We start from the raw sequence: 22011 nt of genomic DNA, 5'->3' as shown, positions 1-22011 counted from the left end.
GCGCACCCGGGGCGGCGGTGGCACGTTGCGGTACTTCGCCACCCGCACCTCCCACTGGCTCCGGCGGCGCATCGCGTCCCGGTAGGCCCGGTTGCGGTAGAACGTCTCCGGTGGCCGGGCGAGCCCCGTCGCGGTCCCGCATCGGGGTGAGCACCCGGCCGAACTCGTCGACCACGGCCAGCCGGAAGCCGGCTGCCGCGATGATCCGGCGCAGCAGGGCGATGCTCGGGGTGAGCGCGCCCGCCTCGATCCGACCCACCGTGCCGTGGTGCACCCCCGCCCAGCGCGCCAGTTCCCGTTGACTCGCGTCGGCACGTCGCCGGATCGCCCGCACGATCCCGGCGGCGGGCCAGGGCAGGTCGTACGGCGTGCTGAGGAAGGTCGGCGGCTCGTCCTCCCGCCGTTCCTCCTCCCCGTCAGGATCCTGCGTGGCCCGGTCGGCGGTTGCGGGTGGCGGGATGGAGTCGGTCATGTGGCCACCGTCGCGCCCGGCCGGGCACCGGCGCAATCCCGCACCCACCACCTGTGGACAACGCCGCCACCTGTGGAAAACCTCCACGGGGTCGCCCGCCACCTCGGCCACGGTGAGTAACCCTGGCACTCAAATGCTCTCAATTACAGGGAGTAACTATCAGATCGACCTCGTCGTCGCTGCCAAGATCCGCGGCACCCGCCTGGGCTGGGGAAACAGAAACCCGCCGCCGACCGTCACCTACCCCTACACCGACGCTTTGCTCTGCTGCCCTATTCGCGACGGCCACTCACCGCAAGCGTCGCGTGGAGGTCAGCAGAGCAAAGCGTGCGAGAGAGAATAGGCAGGGAGAGGCAGTTAAGTGCGGAGAGTAACCGGGTCTATGCCAGCGCCGGGCGGGCGACGCCGACGAAAGCCGGCCTCAGGCAGACCGACGGCACAGGCGGGGCCGGCCAGCCGGCCAGCCGGTTGCCCGATCCGCTCGGCGGGCGGCCGGCGGTCAGCCCGAGAGCGCCGGTCAGTAGCGCTGGCGCAGCAACTCGGCGGCCTCGACCGCCCAGTAGGTGAGGATGATCTGCGCGCCGGCCCGCCGGATCGAGGTGAGCGTCTCCAGCATCACCCGCTCGCGGTCGATCCAGCCGTTCGCGGCGGCCGCCTCTACCATCGCGTACTCACCGGAGACCTGGTAGGCGGCGACCGGGACGTCCACGGCGGCTCGGACCGCCGCCACCACGTCGAGGTAGGGCAGGGCCGGCTTCACCATCACCAGGTCGGCACCCTCGGCCACGTCCAGCTCGACCTCGCGCAGCGACTCCCGCAGGTTCGCCGGGTCCTGCTGGTAGGTGCGCCGGTCACCGTCGAGCGCCGACTCGACGGCATCGCGGAACGGGCCGTAGAAGGCGGAGGCGTACTTCGCCGCGTACGCCAGCATCGCCACGTCGGCGTGGCCGGCGGCGTCGAGGGCCCGGCGGACCACGCCCACCTGGCCGTCCATCATCCCGGACGGGCCGACCATGCCGACCCCGGCGTCCGCCTGGGCCACCGCCATCTCGGCGTACGCGGCGAGGGTCGCGTCGTTGTCCACCCCGCCGTCGGGGGTGAGCAGCCCGCAGTGCCCGTGCGAGGTGAACTCGTCGAGGCACAGGTCACTCATCACTACGGTGGCGTCGCCGACCTCGGCCACGACGTCGCGGATGGCGACGTTGAGGATGCCGGCCGGGTCGATGCCGCCGGAGCCGGTCGGGTCCCGCCGCTCGGGCACCCCGAACAGCATGATCCCGCCGACCCCGGCCTGGACCGCCTCCACTGCCGCCTTGCGCAGCGAGTCCCGGGAGTGCTGGAGCACCCCCGGCAGCGACGCGATGGCCCGTGGCTCGGTCAGCCCCTCCTTGACGAACATCGGCACGACCAGCTCGGCCGGGTCGACGCGGGTCTCGGAGACCAGCCGCCGCACGGCCGCGTTGCGACGCAGCCGGCGGGGCCGGATCTCGGGGTACGGCATGAGGGGCCTCCCAGTACGGCTAGCGGAACCTGAGCGCGGTCGGCCCCTGCACCTTCGAACCCCGACGCTGCTTCGCCGGCATGGCGGCTAGCTTCTCCCGCAGTTCGACGGCGTAGGCGGCGAGCGCCTCGACCAGGTCGGGCACCGAGGCGTGCGGCGGCTGCACGTCGACCCGCAGGCCGAACTCCGTCGCGGTCTCCGCCGTCTTGGGCCCGATGACGGCAACCACGGTACGCGCGTGCGGCTTCCCGGCGATACCGACGAGGTTACGCACCGTCGAGGAGGACGTGAAGAGCACCGCGTCGAACCCGCCCGACTTGATCGCATCGCGGATCTCGGCGGGCGGCGGGGCAGCCCGGACCGTCCGGTACGCGGTCACGTCGTCGACCTCCCAGCCGCGCTCGGTGAGCCCGGCGGCGAGCGTCTCGGTGGCGATGTCGGCGCGGGGCAGCAGCACCCGGCCGACCGGGTCGAGGATCTCGTCGTGCGGGGAGAACTCGGCCAGCAGCCCCTCGGAGGACTGTTCCCCGGCGGGCACCAGCTCCGGCTGGATACCGAAGGCGCGCACCGCGTCGGCGGTGGCCTCACCGATACAGGCGATCTTGACGCCGCCGAAGTGCCGGGCGTCCAGGCCGTGCTCGGCGAACTTCTCCCAGACCGCCCGGACCGCGTTGACCGAGGTGAAGATCACCCAGGCGTACCGGCCGTCGACCAGCCCCTTGACCGCCCGCTCCATCTGGGCCGGGGTACGCGGCGGCTCCACCGCGATGGTCGGCACCTCGCACGGGATCGCCCCGTACGCGCGCAGCCGGGCGCTCATCGCGCCGGCCTGCTCCTTGGTCCGGGGGACGAGCACCTTCCAGCCGTACAGCGGACGGTTCTCCCACCAGCTCAGCCGGTCCCGCTGGCCGACGCCCTCGCCGACGGTGAGCACCACCCGGCCGGTGAAGCCGAGCGCCGCCGCGACGAAGGAGTCCACGCTCGACGTGGTGGTGTACTGCGTCTCGCCGGTCCCGTCGCCGGTCACCCCGACCCCGGTGCCGCCGTCCACCCCGGCGGCCAGCAGCCCGTCCCGCACGGCGGCCAGGTCACCGGCGTCGACCGCCAGGGCCAGCGAACCCCGGGCGACGGCGGCGGCGAGCGCGTCGAAGTCCAGCGTGCCGACGTCCTCGACGTCGGCGGCGGTGCGTACCCCGGGCAGCGGCACCCCGGCGTAGGTGGCGACGCCCTCGGCCTGGCCGACGCCCGGCACCACCTCGAAGTGCGCGGCGGTACGCGCGACCGCCTGCACCTCCTTGACCACCGAGTCGTGGCCGAACGGGTCACCGGCGACCAGGTGCACCGCGTTGAGCCCGGAACGGGCCGCGCTGATGAGCATCTTCGCCACGTCGCCCGGCACGCCCTCGGCGGGGCTGAACTGGGCGTCGGACCGGGCCTGGGCCCGGACCACGTCGAGCAGCGTCTCGGGGACTCCCCGGTCGTACACCACCTGGTCGGCGTCGACCAGGGCGTCGTGGGCCCGGCGGGTCAGCAGGCCCGGGTCACCGGGTCCGGCGCCGACGAACGCGATGCGGCCGACGGGCTTACGGGTGCGGGTCATTCTGTGCTCCCAAATTGCTGGGTCCCCGGGCCGGTGCTTCCTTCGTGGCCGAGGATCGAGTCGGCGCCGAGTTCGAGGAGTTCGGCGGCGAGTGCCTTGCCGATCTCCGCCGCGTCGGCGGGCGTTCCGGTGCGGGACAGCCGGATGTCTCGCGAACCGTCCGGGCTGATCACCGCCCCGCGCAGGTAAATCTCGTCACCGTTCTCACCTTCGGCGAGTTCGGCGTAGGCGGCGACCGGGGCGGAGCACCCGGCCTCCAGGGTGGCCAGCAACGCGCGTTCCGCGACGACCGCGGCCCGCGACGGTGCGTGGTCGAGCACGGCGAGCAGCTCGACCAGGTCGGAGTCGTCGGCCCGGCACTCCACGGCCAGCGCACCCTGGGCGGGCGCGGGCAGCATCAGCATCGGGTCGAGCGTTTCGGTGATCACGTCGGTGCGACCGAGCCGGGCCAGCCCGGCCCGCGCCACGACGACGGCGTCGAGGTCGGCGTCCGGGCCGAGCACCCGGGCGAGCCGGCTGTCGACGTTGCCCCGGATCGGGGTGACCTCCAGGTGCAGGCCGAGGGCGTGCAACTGGGCGATGCGACGCAGCGCGCCGGTGCCGACCACGGCACCCGGCGGCAACTCGGCGAGGGTACGCCCACCGGTGGCGACCAGCGCGTCGCGCGGGTCCTGCCGGGGTGGCACGGCCGCGACGTGCAGCCCGCTCGCCCCGGCGGTGGGCAGGTCCTTGTAGGAGTGCACGGCCAGGTCGATGGTGCCGGCGGTCAACGCGTCGCGCAGCGCCGAGACGAAGACGCCGACGCCGAGGCGCTGCACCGGTGCGGACGACCGGTCCCCGGCGGTGACCACCTCGACCAGCTCGACGGCGCGGCCGGTCGCCGCGGTGATCGCCTCGGCGACGTGACCGGACTGGGCCATCGCCAGGGCGCTGCCCCGGGTGCCGAGGCGCAGGGGGGTACTCATCGCTCACCTCCGGTGGGCGGCTGGTCGGTGTCGGTCGCCGGCACGTCGGCGACCCCGAACGAACCACGGCCGTCGACGGTGTCGACCACGTCGGGCACCGCGTCGACCCCGGAGGTCTGCGGCACCTCCAGGTCGAACAGTTCGCGTAGCAGCGCGGCGTACTGGTCGCCGCCCGGTTCGGCGGCGAGCTGGCGGACCTTGACGGTGGGCTGGTGCAGCAGCCGTTGCACCACCCGGTGCACCGTGCGGGCCACCTCGGCGCGCTGGTCGTCGCTGAAGTCGGGGCGACGCTGGGCGAGCCGGCGCAGTTCGGCGGTGACCACGTCGTCGGCGCGTCCGCGCAGGGCGGCCACGGTGGGCGCCACGTCGGCCCCGCGCAACCAGCTCAGGAACGCCTCGACCTCGGCCGTGACGATCCGGCCCACCTCGGCGGCGTCGGCGGCGGCCGGGCCGTCGGCGAGCAGTGCGGCCATCCGGTCGATGTCGATCACCTCGACACCGGGCAGCCCGGCCACCTCGGGGGCGACGTCGCGGGGCACGGCCAGGTCGAGCAGGACCAGCGGCCCCCGGTCGGGGTCGCGGCGGTCGAGCGCCCGGGTCACCACGTCGACGGTGAGGACCGGTTCGGTGGCCGCGGTGGCGGCCACTACGATGTCCACTGTGGAGAGCGCGGGGACGAGTCCGGCGATCGGGACGGCGTTCGCCCCGTACGACTCGGCCAGCCGGACGGCCCGCTCGGCCCCCCGGTTGGTGACGGTGAGCGGCCCGGCGGCCCGGCGGGACAGCGTCGCCAGGCTCAGCGCGCCCATCGCACCCGCCCCGACCACCAGGGCCGGCCGGCCGGCGAGGTCGCCGTCGAGCAGTTCGGCGGTGAGGTCCAGGGCGGCGGTGACGACGCTCTGCCCGGCCCGGTCGATGCCGGTCTCGGCATGGGCACGCTTGCCGACCCGCAGCGCCTGCTGCATCAGCTCGTGCAGCAGCCGTCCGGCGGTGTCCGCGCCGGAGGCCCAGTGGTAGGCGTCACGGAGCTGGCCGAGGATCTGCGCCTCGCCGACCACCATGGAGTCCAGCCCGGCGGCGACCCGGAACACGTGGTCGACGGCGGCCGAGTCGTAGTGCACGTAGAGGTGGCTGGCGAAGGCGGCGGGCGGCGCACCGGCCTGCTCGGCGAGGACGGCGCAGACGTCGCCGAGACCGCCGTGGAAACCGGACACGGCGGCGTACACCTCCACCCGGTTGCAGGTGGAGACGAGCACCGCCTCGGCGACGTACGGCTGGGCGACCAGGCGGTCCAGGGTGCGGGTGAGGTCGGCGGGGGCGACGGCAAGCTGCTCCAGCGTGGCCACGGGAGCGGTGCGGTAGGACGCGCCGACGACGAGCAGCTTCACGTGCCGATCGCCTCCTGGGTGTCGGGGGTCGCGAGCCCGCCGGGCAGGGCGGTGAGGGCGGAGCCGCCGGCGGCGGGCAGCGCGGTCAACGACGCCTTGCGGTGCTCGTGGAAGGACAGGATCTGAAGCTCGATGGCGAGATCGACCTTGCGCACGTCGACCCCGTCCGGCACCGAGAGTACGCACGGCGCGAAGTTGAGGATGCTCGTGACGCCGACGGCGACCAGCTGCTCGGCCACCGCCTGGGCGGCCGGCGCGGGGGTGGCGATCACGCCGATCGAGATCGCCTCCTCGGCGGCGACCCGGGGCAGCTCGTCGACGTGCCGGACGACCAGCCCGTTGATCATCTCGCCGACCCGCGAGGCGTCGGCGTCGAACAGGGCGGCGATCCGGAAACCCCGGCTGGCGAAGCCGTCGTAGCCGGCCAGGGCGTGACCGAGATTACCCACCCCGACCAGGGCGACCGCCCGGCGCTGGGTGAGCCCGAGCACGAACTCGATCTGGTCGATCAACAGGGCGACGTCGTAGCCGACCCCCCGGGTGCCGTACGAGCCGAGGTGGGACAGGTCCTTGCGGAGCTTGGCCGAGTTGACCCCGGCGGCCCCGGCCAGCCCCTCGCTGGAGACCGTCTCGTGGCCGGCGTCGGCGAGGTTGTGCAGGGCACGGAGATATTCGGGGAGCCGCGCGACGGTGGCCTCCGGGAGGTCCGGGAGCGCCGGTACGGCACCGGCGCGGCCGGGCGCGCCAGGGTGACGGTGCTGACTCATGAGACTCCGTGCGGTGCGATCCTCGGCCGGCTCCGGTGCCCGCCCGTTGGGGGACCCCCGCCGGTGGCCGGGCGAGCCGGCCGTGCTAGCAGGGCGCGTCGAAACTACAGAGTAGGCGCTTGTGAAGACGTGCACAAATCGCGATCTTGCTGAATCGCGGCCCCCCTGCACCTGCTCCCCCATCCCACAAGATCGATCGGGCACGCCAGCGGTGCCGCCGCGCGATTATTGCGCAATCCCGACTTCTCTCACCAATCGCGCTCGCTCGATGACCCACCGTGATCCGCGCCACCTTAGAGCTGGGGGGTGGTCAGGTCACGCAGCAACCGCTCCTCCTCCACCCGCCAGTAGCCGTGCTCTTTGCCGTCGAGCAGCACCACCGGCAGCCGGTCGCCGTACTCGCGCTCCAGTTCCACGTCACCGGTGACGTCCTTCTCCACCCACCGGTCCCCGGTGACCGCCACCACCCGGTCCAGCGCGGCCTTGGCGTCGTCGCACAGGTGGCAACCGGGGCGGGTGATCAGGGCGAGCCGGGCGGCAGTGGACATCGGGACCTCCGGGTGAGGGCGGCCGGACTCGGCCGCGACGGGGATGCGCGCGGTGGACGGACCGCTGCGGTGCCGGATGCCCGGCGGCGGGCCGGGCACGCCCGCCCAGTCTCGCCCGCCCCGGGGTGCGGCACACCCGGGACGCCCGAGCCGGTCGCGCGGTGGCTGAGTCTGGCACGCCGTCGGCCGCCCGACCAGGCCCACACACCGAACCGTCACGCAGCGTGTACCGGGACCACCCGAACGGGGCCGACCCGACCGCTCCCGGGGCAGCGCCGGACGGACCCGCGGACACCCGTCGCCGGAGCTGCGGGGCGGGCGCCGGTGACCCTCCACCACTCCCCTGGGCTGCAATTTCCATCAGGGAACAAGTCGCGACGTGAAAGTCAACCGACCACGACGGACAACCGGTCCGGCAGGGGTCGGCGGGCCGGGCAAATACTTTGGCCCTGTGTAACGGACTTGGCACACGCGGGTGACGTTGGCCCTATCATCACTCGGGTCGGCTCACCCCATTTGCCGTGAGTCGACACCCCTCAGCCCGAGGAGGCCCCCGTGCCTGTGCGCGCATTGGACCAGCACCTCAAGGGGATCTGCCGCGCGCCGGCACCCCCCCACACGGCTCTGCCCGTCCGGGACAGACCCGGCACGGCGGCCGCCCGCCGCCGTCCGGTCACGGTCGCGCCCCGCCGCGGGGAGGCCCGGTGACCGCCTTCGGCTACCCGGATCATTCCACCGGACTGACCGGGCCGACGCCCCGGGCGGCGGTCAACGAACGGCTCGACCCGGCCCGTCCGGAGGCGACGCCCCGCCGGCCGCACCAGCGTCCGCACCCCAACGAGGCGGCGCCCCGGCCCGCCGCCCCCGGCGGTAACGCCACGCCGCCCGGCCGGGTGACCTCCCACTCCCGACCCCCCATGCCGACGCAGACCCGACGGGTCGGCGAGCCGCCCGCCACCACCGATCCCGCCGGCGGGGAGACCGCCGTGATACCGGTGGTGCCGGCCGACGACACCGCCGTCATCCCGGCCGTACCCGCCGACGACACCGCCCTGATCCCGGCCGTACCCGGCGGGCAGCCGACGGTCCCGGCCACCGGACCGCCCGACACCGCGACACCGCCCGCCGGCACCTCCCCCACCGGCTTCCCGAGCCGCCCCGACCCGTCCGACCCGGCCACCGAGGTCTGGACGCTGGTGGAGCGGGCCCAGGCCGGCGAGGCCGAGGCGTTCGGCCTGATCTACGACCGGTACGTCGACACCGTCTTCCGGTTCGTCTACTTCCGGGTCGGCAACCGGCAACTGGCCGAGGACCTCACCTCGGACACCTTCCTGCGCGCCCTCAAGCGGATCGGCAGCTTCACCTGGCAGGGCCGCGACCTCGGCGCCTGGCTGGTCACCATCGCCCGCAACCTGGTCGCCGACCACTTCAAGTCCGGCCGCTACCGGCTGGAGGTGACCACCGGCGACGTGCTCGACGCCGACCGGGAGGACCGGGGGCCGGAGGGCAGCCCCGAGGCGGCGGTGGTCGAACACATCACCAACGTCGCGCTGCTCACGGCCGTCACCCGGCTCAACCCGGAGCAGCAGGAGTGCATCGTGCTCCGCTTCCTCCAGGGCCTCTCGGTGGCCGAGACCGCCCGTGCGATGGGCAAGAACGAGGGAGCGATCAAGGCGTTGCAGTACCGGGCGGTCCGCGCGCTGGCCCGTCTACTTCCGGACGGTTTCCAGCCCTGACCTGCAGCGACGATCACTCTTCGTGATTTCACTCCCGACCGTCCCGTAACCGGGGCCCGGCACGGAGCGTTTCTCCGGGTGCGGCCGGTGGTTGTCCGGCGCGCTCCGGACCCGTCCCGGTCCGGGGCGGCGCCGCCGACCACGACCCTGGTACGACGGTGCACGCCGCCGCCGGTCGCGTGGATCACCGCGGCCGACCGGCCGTGACCAGCGAGAGGGGGTGCCTGCGGTGGACAGCGACCTTTTCTCCCGTCGTCGGGCCGTACGCTTCGCCCAGCTTCTCGACGAGGCCAACGGCGGCCGACGCCACCACGTCCGGTCCCGCGCCGACGAACAGCTCACCAGGCTCGTGGCGGTCGGGCAGCGACTCGTCGCCGAACGACCCGACATCCAGGTGGACGTCGAGTTCCGCGCCGGCCTGCGGGCCATGCTGGTGGCCGCCGCCGAACGCGAGCACGCCGCCGAGCCGGTCACCGAGAGCACGCCGCAGGCCACCGGCCTGGGCTCCCTGCTGGGCGGGGCGACCGCCCGACGGGCCCGGGCCCGGGGGGCGATCCTGGTCGGCATCGCGGCCGGGGCGGTCGCCGTCTCCGGCATCTCGGCCGCCAGCGAGAACGCGGTGCCGGGTGACGCCCTGTACGGCATGAAGCGCTCCACCGAACGCGCCCAGCTCGCCCTGGCCAGCTCGGACGTCAGCCGGGGGCAGCTCTTCCTCGACTTCGCCCGGACCCGGCTCGACGAGGCGGCCACGCTCCGCGACGACGCGGCCGGATTCGACGCGGTCCTCGACGACATGGACGCCGACACCCGCCAGGGCGTACGACTGCTCACCGGCGGTGCCGTGCAGCACGGCGATCCGGCGGCGCTGGACGCGGTGAACGCCTTCGTCAGCGGGCAGCGCCGGGCGGTCGGCGGCCTGCTCGACGGGGCCGGCTCCGCCGAACGGGAACGCACCCGGCAGTCCCTCGCCCTGCTCGACGCCATCCGCCGGCGCTCCGACGCGCTGCGTACCGCGCTCGCCTGCGCGCTGCCCGCCCCGGTCGGCAGCGACTCCCTCGGCCCGGTGCCCGGCACCTGCCCGACCGACCGCTGACCGGCGACGGAGCCGCACGCCACAGTTCCCGCGCCGCCCGGTCGGCCACGGTCCGCGCCGGACTAGGCTCGATCATGCAGGGTCGCTCGTCGGAGGGAGGCGCCATGGCCGCAACCCGCAGGGTCACGGTCAGCACCGACGCCCACGGACACACCACCGGCTGGGCGGACGCGACGGCCGTCGGGCCCACGCCGACCGACCTCCGCGCCGCCGCGTTCTTCGACGTCGACAACACGATGATGCGCGGCGCGTCGATCTACTGGTTCGCCCGGGGGCTCGCCGCGCGGCGCTACTTCACCACCGGCGACCTGGCCCGCTTCGCCTGGCAGCAGGCCCGGTACCGGCTGCTGGCCACCGAGCACGCCGGCGACATGTCGCAGGCGCGGCAGGCCGCCCTCGCCTTCGTCGAGGGCTGGCGGGTCGGTGACGTCGAACGGCTCGCCGAGGAGATCTTCGACGAGTTGATGGCGCCCCGGATCTGGGCCGGCACCCGTCGGCTCGCCCAACGGCACCTCGACGCCGGGCAGCGGGTCTGGCTGGTCAGCGCCGCCCCGGTGGAGATCGGCCGGGTGATCGCCGCCCGGCTCGGCCTGACCGGGGCGATCGGCACCGTCGCCGAGGTGGTCGACGGGGCGTACACGGGTCGGCTGGTGGGCGAGCTGATGCACGGGCCGGCCAAGGCCGAGGCGGTCACCCAGCTCGCCACGGTCGAAGGGCTCGACCTCCCCCGCTGCACCGCCTACAGCGACTCCAGCAACGACCTGCCGATGCTGACCACGGTGGGACGCGCGGTGGCGGTCAACCCGGACGGCGTGTTGCTGCGGGTGGCCCGGGAACGGGGCTGGGAGGTGCGGGACTTCCGCACCGGTCGCCGGGCCGCGCGGATCGCCGTACCGTCGACGGCCGCGCTCGGGTTGCTGGCCGGCGCGGTCTCCGCCGGTCGGGCGCTGCACCGACGCCGCCGCCCGGCCTGACCGGGGCCACCGCGTTGCCCGGGGCACCGGGGGTGGGAGCGGTCAGGGACCGAACGGGTCGGGGCGGCGTTCCAGCAGCTCGTGCAGGGTCTGCTGGATGGTCTCCCGGACCTGGTCGGCGAGGTTGAACACGACCAGCGGGTCGTCGGCCGAGTCGGTCAGGTGCGCGGTCGGGATCGGCGGGCAGAACTCGATCAGCCACTTGCTCGGCAGCGGCACCATGCCCAGCGGCCCCAGCCACGGGAACGTCGGGGTGACCGGGAAGTAGGGCAGCTTGAGCAGCCGGGCCAGCGGCTTGATGTCGGCCAGCATCGGATAGATCTCCTCGCCGCCGACGATGGCGACCGGGACGATCGGGGTGCCGGTGCGCAACGCCGCCGAGACGAACCCACCCCGGCCGAAGCGTTGCAGCTTGTAGCGGTCGGAGTAGAGCTTGCCGATGCCCTTGAACCCCTCCGGGAAGACGCCCACCAGCTCACCGTTGCCGAGCAGCCGCTCGGCGTCCGGGTTGCAGGCGACCGTACCGCCGGTCTTGCGGGCCAGCTCGGAGACGACGGGCATCCGGAAGACCAGGTCCGCGCCGAGCAGCCGCAGGTAGCGGTGGGCGGGGTGCTGGTCGTGCAGGGCCGCGGAGAGGATCAGCGCGTCCAGGGCCACCGTGCCGGAGTGGTTGCCGACCACCAGGCCGGCGCCGTCGGCGGGCACGTGTTCCAGGCCGGTGACCTCGGTACGGAACCAGTCGCGGTAGAGCAGCCGTAGCAGCGGGTGGAAGACCGTCCCGGTCAGCTCCGGGTCGAAGCCGAACTCGTCCACCTCGTACTGGCCGGACAGGCGGCGGCGCAGGAACGCCAGCCCGGAGGCGACCCGGCGGTCCCACTGGTCACCGGGCCGCTCCACCCCCGGCGGGCGCCCACCGGCCGCACCGGAGTTGGCCCGACCGGGGCCGGCCGGACCCGGGGCGGCCGGATCGGCGGCGGCCGCGGTGGGATGGGGCGTCACGGGTACGGCCGGGTCGGGGCCCGAGCCGTTGCGCGAGGCGGGGCCGGGTGGCGTGGTGAGCCGACGGTGGCCGTTCTGCTCGGTCACGTACGGTCCCGGACTGCGGAGCGGACCTGCCGGATACTCTCCAGCACCGCCTGCTCGGCGGCGGCCAGCCGGTCCGGGGTGACCACCACCCCGCCGTGGTGGGCCCGGATGAAGTCGTCGAACGCCGCCGCCGTGGTGCGTGGGGTGAAGCCGTACTCCCGGGCCAGTCGGCGGGTGTCGACCACCCGGCCGTGCACGATCAGGTCGACCTGGTCGAGGCCGTAGCGGCCGAAGCCGAGGTTACGGGCGACCGCGGCGGCCCCGGACAGCCCCGGCTCCCACACCGGTACGGCCACCCGGCCGGCCCGGCGGATCGCCTGGGACAGCGAGAGCACCCCCGGCCCGGCCACGTTGTACGTCCCCGGGTGGTCCTCGGCGACGGACCGGTGCAGCACTTCGAGGGCGTCGTCGAAGTGCACGAACTGGAGCCGGGGGTCCCGGCCGAAGACGGTGGGCACCACCGGCCGGGAGAAGTAGCGGGTGAGCGTGGTGTCGGCGGTGGAGCCGATGAACGGGGCGAACCGCAGCACCGTCGCGGTCACGTCGGGCCGACGGCGGCGGAAGCCGCGCACGTACCCCTCGATGTCGAGGATGTCGCGGCCGAAACCGCCGCGCGGCACCTCGCGGGGCTCGGTCTCCTCGGTGAAGACCGCCGGGTCGCGGAAGGACGCGCCGTAGGCGGCGGTCGACGACCGGACCACCAGCTTGCGCAGCCGGGGTGCCCGCTGGCAGGCGGCGAGCAGCTGCATGGTGCCGATGACGTTCTGCTCCTTCATCGCCGCCCGGCCGCCGTGCTGCGGGTCGGGGGCGGTGACCAGGGCGAGGTGGACCACGGCGGCGACGTCGAGGTCGGCCAGCAGGCCGCCGAGCGAGTCGAGGTCCAGCCGGATGCGTTCCACCCGGTCGAGCAGCCCGGCGAACTCGGGGCCGGGGGTGGCCGGGTCGATGCCGATCACCCGGTCGATCCGGGGGTCGGCGGCGAGCCGGGCGGCGACGTGCGCGCCGAGGTAGCGACCGACCCCGGTCACGACGACGACCCCCGGAGCACCTGGGGTGCCACCGGGGGTCATCGTGCACGCCCTGACCGGCAGGAGTGATCGAGCCGGGATGTCCGCGGCCTGATCACCTGAGCCTCCGGGGGTCGACAGTTGGCAAGTGGTACCGGACGCCGGGGGTGACCCGGCGTCGGTCACTTGCCGAGACGGCGACGCTGGACGCGGGTCTTGCGCAGCAGCTTGCGGTGCTTCTTCTTAGCCATGCGCTTGCGACGCTTCTTGACCACCGAGCCCATACGACAGCCTTTCAATGCAACGTTCGGGACGGACCCTCGGCGTCGAGATGGTGACGCCGGTGGCCGCTTTACGGACAACGGACCTGGACCAGCCTGGTGGCGTCGGGGCGCACCGGCGCACGGTCAGATCGGGCTCCAGGGTAGCCGGAGAGCGTCAGCAGGACCAACGCGCCCCCGTCGATGCCCGTTACGTCGCGATCGGCGGGGTCAGGCGGTCTCCTGGAACGCCCCCCGCAGATAGTCGTGCACCGCGTGCTCGGGCACCCGGAACGACCGGCCCACCCGCACGGCGGTGAGTTCACCGCTGTGCACCAGGCGGTAGACCGTCATCTTGGAGACCCGCATCACCGAGGCGACCTCGGCGACCGTGAGGAACCTGACGTCCGACAGCCGACCGTCGGAGGACTGCGACCCGGCCATGGCTCACCCGACCCATCCCATGCCCGGCGCGCGCCACCCGACGGAGCTCCCGTACGGGCCGGCAACGCGCGTGTTACCAGTACGGTAGCGGGGCGGCTGTGACCTGCGCGATCCCTTCCCACAACTGATCGTGCACCGCGCCTCGTTCACCCGGTCGTGACCTGGTGTTCCCCGGTGGCCTACTTCTTCGAGGCCAGGGCCCGGCCGAAGAAGACCAGGTTCGCGGGGCGCTCGGCGAGGCGGCGCATCAGGTAGCCGTACCAGTCCTCCCCGTACGGCAGGTAGGTGCGCACCGTGTAGCCCTCGCCGGCCAGCCGGGCCTGCTCCTCGGGGCGGATGCCGTACAGCATCTGGAACTCGAACTCGCCGGGCCCCCGGTCGAACCAGCGGGCCCGGTCCTCGCCGATGGCGATCAGGCGCGGGTCGTGGGTGGCCAGCATCGGGTAGCCCGCCCCGGACATCAGCACGTTGAGGCAGCGCACGTACGACTTGTCCACCTCGCGGGCCGACTGGTACGCCACCGACTCGGGCTCGGCGTACGCGCCCTTGCACAACCGGACCCGCGACCCGGCACCCGCCAACTCCCGGCAGTCCGACTCGGTGCGCCGCAGGTAAGCCTGCAGCACCGCCCCGGTCGACGGGTGGTCCTTGCGCAGCTTGACCAGCGTGTCCAGGGTCGAGTCGGTGGTGGTGTGGTCCTCCATGTCCAGGGTCACCGTGGTGCCCGCCTCGTCGGCCGCCACGCAGATCGCCCGCGCGTTGTCGTAGGCCAACTGCTCGTCGAAGCGCTGACCGAGGGCGGAGAGCTTCACGCTCACCTCGGCGGCCGGGGTGAGCCCGGCGGCGTCGAGCGCGCGCAGCAGGGCGAGGTACTCGTCCCGGGTGGCGGTGGCCTGGTCGGGGGTGACGGTGTCCTCGCCGAGGTTGTCGAGGGTGACCGTCAGGCCGTCGGCGACGAGTTCGCGGGTGGCGCGCAACGCGTCGTCGGTGCCGGTGCCGGCGACGAACCGGCGGACGACGTCCCGGGTGAACGGGGCCGTCGCGACGAGCCGCTCGACCTGGGATGACCGGGAGGCGGCGAGGATGACGGAACGGAGCATGAGCCGAGCGTAACGCCCGACCGTACGGCCGCGCCCGGCGGCGGGGCGGACCGGTTCCGGCCACGGCAGCGGGCCGGTCAGGGGACGCGCGGCTGGCGTGGATCAGTTACAACCATGAACGTGGAACGACACCCCCGCCGCCGGCTGCGGTCGGCCTCCGTGCAGCTCGGCGCGCTCACCGCGCTGGCACTCGCCCTCTCCGGCTGCAACCTCACCTCCGACGACGACGATGACGACTGCGCCCTCGGGCCGGTCGGTGGCGGGGACACCGTGGCGCTCGCCATGCAGGTGCCGACCGTCGGCATCGACCCCCGGGCCGCCGCGCCCGACCCGGTGGCCGGCGCGCTGCCGGAGCGCGGCGGTTTCGGCACCCATCTCGCCTCCTGCGGCGGCTGACGGTGCGCCGGGAGCGGGTCACCCCCCGACCGGACGCCGACGCGGTGATCCGTACCCAGGGCCTGGTGTACGTCGACACCGAGCTGCCCGACGGCGAGATCATGTCGTACTGGGACGAGTCCGCCGCGTACGCCTTCGACCTCGACGAGGTGCTGCGGCTGGAGGAGGCGACCGAGGAGCTGCACCGGATGTCGGTGGCCGCCGCCGAGCACGTGGTGGCCCGCAACCGGTACGCCGAGTTCGGCATCCCCGCGTGGGCGGCGCAGGCGGTCGCCCGGTCGCTGCACGAGCGCCCACCCACCCTGTACGGCCGGTTCGACCTCGCCTACGACGGCTCGTGGCCGCCGAAGCTGCTGGAGTACAACGCCGACACCCCGACCGCACTGGTCGAGGCGAGCATCGTGCAGTGGTACTGGCTGGAGGACACCCGGCCCGACGCCGACCAGTGGAACAGCCTGCACGAGCGGCTGGTCGGGGCGTGGGCCAAGATCGGGGCGGGGCTGCACGACCGGCGGGTGCACGTGTGCTGGTCCAACGAGGAGGAGTCCGGCGAGGACCAGATCACCGCCGGCTACCTGGCCGAGACGGCCCGGCAGGCCGGGCTGGACGTGACCCTGCTGCCGATCCAGCACGTCGGCTGGGACGGCCGGCGCTTCGTCGACGCCGCCGACCGGCCGGTCACCACCTGCTTCAAGCTCTACCCGTGGGAGTGGATGCTGGCCGAGCCGTACGGCCGACCGGCGCTGGAGCCGGGCACCCCGACCACCTGGATCGAACCGGCCTGGAAGCTGCTGCTGTCGAACAAGGCGCTGCTGGCCGTGCTCTGGGAGCTGTACCCGGGGCACGAGCTGCTGCTGCCGGCGTACCTGGACTCGCCGCGCGGGATGCCTGAGTACGTGGCGAAGCCGCTGCTCGGCCGGGAGGGTGGCTCGGTACGCATCGTGACCGGCGACACGGAGATCAGCAATCCCGGGATCTATGGCGACGAGGGCTTCTGCTATCAGGAGTTCCGGCCGTTGCCGCAGTTCGACGGGGGTCGGATGGTGCTGGGTAGCTGGATCGTCGACGGCGAGTCGGCAGGCGTCGGCATCCGGGAGAGCGAGAGTCTGATCACCGACGGTTACGCGCGCTTCCTGCCGCACTACATCGACGCGCCGCGTGCCGCGTGAGTCGTCTACCGTTGGTCGGGTGAACTTCGACGCGTACGCCAGGACCGGGGTTGACCTCGTCAACGCCCACCTGGACGACCTCGACGACCTACGGGCCCTCATTCCGGACGAGAACGCGTGGATGCGCGACGAGGTGGCCGACCGGGACCTGGCGGTCTTCCGACGGGCGCAGAAGCGGTTGCGCGACGTCTTCGAGTACGGCACCTCGGGGCGCGACGCCGAGGCGGTGGCCGAGCTGAACGCCCTGCTGGAGGCGTTCCCGGTGCAGCCGCGCATCTCGGGTCACGACTCCAGCGACTGGCACATGCACGTGACCAGCCGGGGCGCGTCGGTCAGCGCCGAATACCTGGCCGGCGCGGCGTGGGGTCTGTCGGTGTGGCTCTGCGAGTACGGCAGCGCCCGGTTCGGGGTCTGCGCCGACGAACGCTGCGGCAACGTCTACCTGGACACCTCGTCGAACTGCTGCCGCCGGTTCTGCTCGGAGCGCTGCGCCACCCGCTCGCACGTCGCCGCCCACCGCGCCCGCAAGCGCGCCGCCGAACAACCCACCCTCACCCCGGTCCCCTGACCTGCCTGCCCCCGGTTCTCCCCGCCGGGCGGGCAGGGTCAGGCGTTGAGGGGGGTGGGGGCGGTGAGGTGGGCGCGGGCGAAGGCGAGGGAATCGCGCAGGTCGGCCTCGCGGACGGCGCGGCTCCTGGCCCCCCGGGTGGTGACCTCCACCGCGACCGAGCCGGTGAAGCCGCGTCCGGCCAGGGACCGCAGCAGCTCGGCGCAGGGCTGGGTGCCCCGGCCGGGCACCAGGTGCTCGTCGCGGCCCTCCCCGGTGCCGTCGCCGAGGTGCACGTGGGCCAGGCCGGTGCCCATCCGGTCGGCCATCGCCAGCGGGTCGCTGTGCGACGCGGCGCAGTGCGACAGGTCGAGGGTGTACGCGGGGTAGCCGACCTCGGTCGGGTCCCAGCCGGGCACGTACGGCACGAACTGCCGGCCGGCCATCCGCACCGGGTACATGTTCTCCACCGCGAAGTGCAGCCCGGTGAACCGGTCGGCGACGGTGCGCAGCCCGTCGGCGAAGTTGCGGGCGTAGTCGCGCTGCCAGGTGAACGGCGGGTGCACCACCACGGTGGGTGCCTCCAGCGTGTCGGCCAGCTCGGCGGCCCGCCGCAGCCGCTCCCACGGGTCGGGGCTCCACACCCGCTGGGTGACCAGCAGGCAGGGGGCGTGCACCGACAGCACCGGGACGCCGTAGTGCTCGGCGAGGCCGCGCAACGCCCCGGCGTCCTGGCTGACCGCGTCGGTCCAGACCATCACCTCGACCCCGTCGTAGCCGAGTGCCGCGGCGAGCTGGAACGCCGCCGCGGTCCGCTCAGGAAAGACCGAGGAACTGGACAGGAGCACCGGGACGCGGGAAGTCACATCCCCGAGGGTAGCCCGGCCCGCCACCACAGTTCCGGACGAGCAACCGCAAAAGCCGCGCAACGACCGGCGTACGTCACATCGGTTCGAGCTGATCCAACCGTCTGAGGATGACGCCCTCACGCAGCGCCCACGGGCAGATGTCCACCGCCGGCACGTCGAGCCGGCGCAGCACCGCCTCGGCCACCACCGCGCCGGCCAGCAACTGGTGGGCCCGGCCGGCACTCACCCCCTCCAGCTCGGGCAGCTGGGCCGGCGGGATGTGCCGGACGAACCCCAGCACCTGCCGCAGCCCCGTGCGGGTGAGGCTGCGCCGTGCCCACAGGCCCGCCGAGGAGGGGGCCGCCCCGGCCAGCCGGGCCAGCGTCCGGAAGGTCTTCGAGGTGGCGACCGGCCGCTCCCAGCCCACCCCGGCCAGTTTCTCCACCACCGGGTCGAGCTGCGCGTCGACGTACTCGCGCAGCTCCTCGACGGTCTCGGCGGTCGGTGGGGTCGACCCGGACGGGTCGACGTGCAGCCGTTCCCGGCTCAACCGGCCGGCACCCAGCGGCAGCGACACCGCCACCTCCGGGTCCTCGTCGATGCCGGCGGCCAGCTCCAGCGAGCCGCCGCCGATGTCCATCGCCAGCAGCCGACCAGCCGACCAGCCGAACCACCGCCGGACCGCGAGGAACGTCGCCCGCGCCTCGTCCGCCCCGGACAGCACCTCCAGTCGTACCCCGGTCTCCTCGCGCACCCGGGTCAGCACCTCGGCCGCGTTGGTGGCGTCGCGCACCGCGCTGGTCGCGAAGGCCAGCAGGTCGTCGGCGGCCAGCGCGGTGGCCGACGACCGGGCCGCGCCGACCGCCTGGACCAGCCCGTCCGCGCCGGCCCGGGTGAGCGCGCCGTCGGGGCCGATCTGCTCGGCCAGCCGCAGCACCACCTTCTCGGAGTGCGCGGCCCACGGGTGCGCGCCGTGGTGGGCGTCGACCACCAGCAGATGGACCGTGTTGGAACCGACGTCGAGGACACCCAGCCGCATGGGAAGACCCTAGGGCCACCACGTTTCGACGGCACGCCGACCGTCAGGTTCACTCACGCGTACGCTGGGCCGGGTGACGAGCCAGGTGGAGCTGCACGTGCTGGTGGACGACCCCGGCGACCCCCGCAGCCGGGAGGTCGGGCTGGACTTTCCCCGGGAGTGGATCGAGTTCGTCGACCCGGCCGACGAGCGGCACCTGGTGCGCGCCGACCTCACCTGGTTGCTGTCCCGCTGGACGTGCGTCTTCGGCCGGGGCTGCCACGGCATCGTCGCCGGGCGGGCCGCCGACGGCTGCTGCTCGCACGGCGCGTTCTTCACCGACACCGACGACGAGAAGCGGGTCCGGGCGGCCGTCAAGCGGCTCACCCCGCAGACCTGGCAGCACTTCCGCAAGGGTACGAAGAACTGGACCGCGACCGACACGATCGACGGCAAGAACCCGGCCCGGCGGACCGCCACCCGGGGCGAGGACGCGCCGTGCGTGTTCCTCAACGACGCCGACTTCCCCGGCGGGGGCGGGTGCGCGCTGCACGGCCAGGCGCTGCGCGACGGCGTGCACCCGCTGGAGTACAAGCCGGACGTCTGCTGGCAGCTGCCGATCCGCCGGGACCAGGAGTGGACCACCCGCCCCGACGACACGAAGGTGCTGGTGTCGACGCTCGCCGAGTTCGACCGTCGGGGCTGGGGCGCAGGCGGGCACGACCTGGACTGGTGGTGCACCTCGTCGACCGACGCGCACGTCGGCACCGAGCCGATGTACCTGTCGTACGGCCCGGAGCTGACCGCGCTGGTCGGCGCGCCCGCGTACGCGAAGCTGGCCGAGCTGTGCGCGGCCCGGCTGGGCCAGGGTCAGATCGCCCCGCACCCGGCCAGCCCGCAGGAGTGAACGGTGTGCCGGCCTACGGCTCGAACTTGTAGCCCAGCCCGCGCACGGTGACGATGAACCGGGGCGCGGACGGCTCCGGTTCGATCTTGGAACGCAGCCGCTTGACGTGCACGTCGAGGGTCTTGGTGTCCCCGACGTAGTCGGCTCCCCAGACCCGGTCGATGAGCTGTCCCCGGGTGAGCACCCGGCCGGCGTTGCGCAGCAGCAACTCCAGCAGCTCGAACTCCTTGAGCGGAAGCTGCACGGCCGCCCCGTCGACGGTCACCACGTGCCGTTCGATGTCCATCCGGACCGGGCCGGCGGCCAGCGTCGGGGCCCCCGACTCGGTCACCTCGGGGCTCTGCCGGCGCAGCACCGCCCGGATCCGGGCCACCAGCTCCCGGGGCGAGTACGGCTTGGTGACGTAGTCGTCGGCGCCGATCTCCAGCCCGACCACCTTGTCGATCTCGCTGTCCCGGGCGGTCACCATGATGATCGGCACGTGCGAGCGCTGCCGCAGCTGCCGGCAGACCTCAGTCCCGGACATCTCCGGGAGCATCAGGTCGAGCAGCACGATGTCCGCGCCGGTCCGGTCGAACTCGGTGAGGGCGGAGGTGCCCGTCGCGGCGACGGAGACCTCGAAACCCTCCTTGCGGAGCATGTACGACAGGGCGTCGGAGAACGACTCCTCGTCCTCGACCACCAGTACGCGGCTCAACGGGGTGTTTCCTTTCCTACGGTCAGGCCCGGCGCAGGGTCGGTCGGGCCGGGCTCGATACCAGCGGACGGCAGTAGCGACTCCAGGGCGTCCGGTGGGCTGGCGGGTAGCCGGAGGGTGAATGTCGACCCCCCACCCAGGGTGCTCGCCACCTCCACCCGGCCGCCATGGTTGCTGGCGATGTGTTTGACGATGGCCAGGCCGAGGCCGGTACCACCGGTGGCGCGGGAACGGGCCTGGTCGGCCCGGTAGAACCGTTCGAAGATCCGGTCGACGTCGGTGGGGGCGATGCCGATGCCCTGGTCGGTGACGGAGACCGTGACGTGGTCGTCGTCGGCCCGGGTGACGACCCGCACGGTGGTGTCCTCGCCGGAGTAGGTGATCGCGTTCTCCACCAGGTTGGACACGGCGGTGGCGAGCTGACTGTCGCTGCCGTACGCGGTCAGGCCCCGCTGCCCCTCGGTGACCACCTGGATCCGGCGGGCGGCGGCCGAGGTGCGGGTCCGGTCGAGCACCTCGGCGATCACCCAGTCGACCGCGACGGGTTCCGGCGCGGGTTGCGGCTCGGCGCCCTGGAGCCGGGTCAGCTCCAGCAGTTCCTGCACCAACCGGCCGAGCCGGGTCGACTCGTGCTGGATGCGTTCGGCGAACCGGCGGGCGGCCAGCATGTCCTCGGAGAGGTCGGGTGCGCCGTCGGCCGGTTCGGTGGCGTCGACGAGCGCCTCGGCGAGCAGTTGCAGCGCCCCGATCGGGGTCTTCAGCTCGTGGCTGACGTTGGCCACGAAGTCCCGCCGGACCCGGGCCAGCCGGTGCGACTCGGTCACGTCGGCGGCTTCGACGGCGATGTACCCGCCGCCGATGCCCATCGCCCGCAGGTGCACGCCGAGCGGGTTCTCCCCGGCGTTGTCGCGACCACGGGGCAGGTCGAGCTCGATCTCGCGCCGTACCCCGGTCCGCCGGACCTGCCCGGCGAGGGTACGGATCAGCGGGTGGGCCGCGATGGAGCCGGGGGTGGCACCGGTACGGAGCAGTCCCATCGCCCGTGCGGCCGGGTTCACCAGCACCGGAACGTCGTCCGGGCCGAGCACCACGACACCGGCGCGCAGCGAGTCGATGGTCTTGCGGCCGAGCCCGGTCAGCCCGCCGGACTGGTCGTCGGGAATCGCACGCCTCCCCAGGTCCCCGTGGGGGCCCTCGCCCCCGGACGACGCCGCGCGGCGTCGCCAGTCACGGGCGGGACGCGCCAGCAGCAGCCCGGCGACCAGTCCGGTCACCAGGGCCACCACGATCGCCACCGCCCATTCCACCCGGCGATCGTAGGGTCATTGTTAACCTGGCTATCGCCCATAACAGGACGAACCACACTCGCTTTGGCAGAAATTCACTCCCGGGCCCCGCGTCGTTCATCCGGGTTCATCTGGGCCCCCGTCACCCCCGCCTACGGTGGGTCGCGCACCTGCTCAACCCGTACGCCAGCGGTCCCTCCGA

At 73.5% G+C, this 22011-nt stretch carries 22 protein-coding genes and 1 pseudogene; 8 read left to right on the top strand and 15 right to left on the bottom strand.

The window, feature by feature from the left end:
* The first annotated feature begins 110 nt into the window (after positions 1-110).
* Positions 111-302 carry a hypothetical protein gene (locus ACN260_RS01935; protein WP_422754467.1) on the top strand — a complete coding sequence of 64 codons (192 nt, stop codon included), beginning with the start codon at positions 111-113 and terminating at the stop codon, positions 300-302.
* Positions 303-989: 687 nt separating this feature from the next.
* Here ACN260_RS01935 and hemB read toward each other — a convergent pair.
* The 6 genes from hemB to ACN260_RS01905 form a co-directional block, all read right to left on the bottom strand.
* Positions 990-1973, bottom strand: a complete 984-nt coding sequence (gene hemB / locus ACN260_RS01930) for a porphobilinogen synthase (protein ID WP_422754466.1) — start codon at positions 1971-1973, stop codon at positions 990-992.
* A gap of 19 nt (positions 1974-1992) precedes the next feature.
* Positions 1993-3573: a uroporphyrinogen-III synthase gene (locus ACN260_RS01925; protein ID WP_421484315.1), complete on the bottom strand. Its 1581-nt coding sequence runs from the start codon at positions 3571-3573 to the stop codon at positions 1993-1995.
* Positions 3570-4538 carry a hydroxymethylbilane synthase gene (gene hemC, locus ACN260_RS01920; RefSeq protein ID WP_422754465.1) on the bottom strand — a complete coding sequence of 323 codons (969 nt, stop codon included), beginning with the start codon at positions 4536-4538 and terminating at the stop codon, positions 3570-3572. Before hemC ends, ACN260_RS01925 begins: the two co-directional genes overlap by 4 nt.
* Positions 4535-5926, bottom strand: a complete 1392-nt coding sequence (locus ACN260_RS01915; RefSeq protein ID WP_422754464.1) for a glutamyl-tRNA reductase — start codon at positions 5924-5926, stop codon at positions 4535-4537. Before ACN260_RS01915 ends, hemC begins: the two co-directional genes overlap by 4 nt.
* Positions 5923-6693, bottom strand: coding sequence for a redox-sensing transcriptional repressor Rex (locus ACN260_RS01910; RefSeq protein ID WP_145921832.1), 771 nt, complete (start codon positions 6691-6693; stop codon positions 5923-5925). The genes ACN260_RS01915 and ACN260_RS01910 overlap by 4 nt, the downstream gene beginning before the upstream one ends.
* A gap of 293 nt (positions 6694-6986) precedes the next feature.
* Entirely contained in the window at positions 6987-7241 is a 255-nt protein-coding gene (locus ACN260_RS01905; protein WP_422754463.1) for a glutaredoxin family protein, read from the bottom strand.
* An 890-nt stretch (positions 7242-8131) separates the two neighbouring features.
* On the opposite strand from ACN260_RS01905, the pseudogene ACN260_RS01900 reads away from it, so the two are divergent.
* The 3 genes and pseudogenes from ACN260_RS01900 to ACN260_RS01890 form a co-directional block, all read left to right on the top strand.
* Positions 8132-8977: pseudogene (locus ACN260_RS01900) on the top strand (ECF subfamily RNA polymerase sigma factor, BldN family); the annotation flags it as partial.
* A 229-nt stretch (positions 8978-9206) separates the two neighbouring features.
* The gene (locus tag ACN260_RS01895; RefSeq protein WP_422754462.1) at positions 9207-10070 is read left to right on the top strand and encodes a DUF5667 domain-containing protein; all 864 of its coding nucleotides are present in this window, start codon (positions 9207-9209) and stop codon (positions 10068-10070) included.
* Positions 10071-10174: 104 nt separating this feature from the next.
* The gene (locus tag ACN260_RS01890; protein ID WP_422754461.1) at positions 10175-11044 is read left to right on the top strand and encodes an HAD family hydrolase; all 870 of its coding nucleotides are present in this window, start codon (positions 10175-10177) and stop codon (positions 11042-11044) included.
* Between the two features lie 42 nt (positions 11045-11086).
* Here the strand turns inward: ACN260_RS01890 and ACN260_RS01885 are convergent, their stop codons facing one another.
* The 5 genes from ACN260_RS01885 to ACN260_RS01865 form a co-directional block, all read right to left on the bottom strand.
* Entirely contained in the window at positions 11087-11941 is an 855-nt protein-coding gene (locus ACN260_RS01885) for a lysophospholipid acyltransferase family protein (protein ID WP_422756591.1), read from the bottom strand.
* A gap of 185 nt (positions 11942-12126) precedes the next feature.
* Entirely contained in the window at positions 12127-13200 is a 1074-nt protein-coding gene (locus tag ACN260_RS01880; RefSeq protein WP_422754460.1) for an NAD-dependent epimerase/dehydratase family protein, read from the bottom strand.
* A gap of 119 nt (positions 13201-13319) precedes the next feature.
* A complete protein-coding gene (locus tag ACN260_RS01875) occupies positions 13320-13421 on the bottom strand; it encodes a 30S ribosomal protein bS22 (RefSeq protein WP_007465623.1) in 102 nt (33 codons plus the stop codon).
* 207 nt (positions 13422-13628) lie between these two features.
* Entirely contained in the window at positions 13629-13841 is a 213-nt protein-coding gene (locus tag ACN260_RS01870) for a helix-turn-helix domain-containing protein (protein ID WP_088646105.1), read from the bottom strand.
* 179 nt (positions 13842-14020) lie between these two features.
* On the bottom strand, positions 14021-14941 hold the full coding sequence (locus tag ACN260_RS01865; RefSeq protein WP_204924770.1) for a proline dehydrogenase family protein: 921 nt from the start codon (positions 14939-14941) through the stop codon (positions 14021-14023).
* Between the two features lie 120 nt (positions 14942-15061).
* Here ACN260_RS01865 and ACN260_RS01860 point away from each other — a divergent pair, with 120 nt between their 5' ends.
* From ACN260_RS01860 to ACN260_RS01850, 3 genes are read left to right on the top strand one after another with little or no spacing between them, the layout of a single operon-like run.
* The gene (locus tag ACN260_RS01860) at positions 15062-15337 is read left to right on the top strand and encodes a hypothetical protein (RefSeq protein ID WP_245854933.1); all 276 of its coding nucleotides are present in this window, start codon (positions 15062-15064) and stop codon (positions 15335-15337) included.
* A 2-nt stretch (positions 15338-15339) separates the two neighbouring features.
* A complete protein-coding gene (locus tag ACN260_RS01855) occupies positions 15340-16506 on the top strand; it encodes a glutathionylspermidine synthase family protein (RefSeq protein WP_422754459.1) in 1167 nt (388 codons plus the stop codon).
* 19 nt (positions 16507-16525) lie between these two features.
* Positions 16526-17074, top strand: a complete 549-nt coding sequence (locus tag ACN260_RS01850; RefSeq protein ID WP_422754458.1) for a CGNR zinc finger domain-containing protein — start codon at positions 16526-16528, stop codon at positions 17072-17074.
* 38 nt (positions 17075-17112) lie between these two features.
* On the opposite strand, the gene ACN260_RS01845 is transcribed toward ACN260_RS01850, so the two are convergent.
* Positions 17113-17919, bottom strand: coding sequence for a sugar phosphate isomerase/epimerase family protein (locus ACN260_RS01845; RefSeq protein WP_422754457.1), 807 nt, complete (start codon positions 17917-17919; stop codon positions 17113-17115).
* A 76-nt stretch (positions 17920-17995) separates the two neighbouring features.
* Positions 17996-18940: a Ppx/GppA phosphatase family protein gene (locus ACN260_RS01840; protein WP_422754456.1), complete on the bottom strand. Its 945-nt coding sequence runs from the start codon at positions 18938-18940 to the stop codon at positions 17996-17998.
* Positions 18941-19013: 73 nt separating this feature from the next.
* On the opposite strand from ACN260_RS01840, the gene ACN260_RS01835 reads away from it, so the two are divergent.
* A complete protein-coding gene (locus tag ACN260_RS01835) occupies positions 19014-19826 on the top strand; it encodes a hypothetical protein (protein WP_422754455.1) in 813 nt (270 codons plus the stop codon).
* A gap of 13 nt (positions 19827-19839) precedes the next feature.
* Here ACN260_RS01835 and ACN260_RS01830 read toward each other — a convergent pair whose 3' ends face one another.
* Both ACN260_RS01830 and ACN260_RS01825 read right to left on the bottom strand, forming a co-directional pair.
* Positions 19840-20523: a response regulator transcription factor gene (locus tag ACN260_RS01830; RefSeq protein ID WP_067314784.1), complete on the bottom strand. Its 684-nt coding sequence runs from the start codon at positions 20521-20523 to the stop codon at positions 19840-19842.
* Entirely contained in the window at positions 20520-21830 is a 1311-nt protein-coding gene (locus ACN260_RS01825; RefSeq protein WP_422754454.1) for a sensor histidine kinase, read from the bottom strand. Before ACN260_RS01825 ends, ACN260_RS01830 begins: the two co-directional genes overlap by 4 nt.
* Positions 21831-22011: the final 181 nt, after the last annotated feature.

The organism is Micromonospora sp. WMMD708 (assembly GCF_049315245.1).
Classification (GTDB): domain Bacteria; phylum Actinomycetota; class Actinomycetes; order Mycobacteriales; family Micromonosporaceae; genus Micromonospora; species Micromonospora wenchangensis.
The sequence above is the reverse complement of the archived record's forward strand: the minus strand, read 5'-3'. Positions and strand labels throughout refer to the sequence as shown.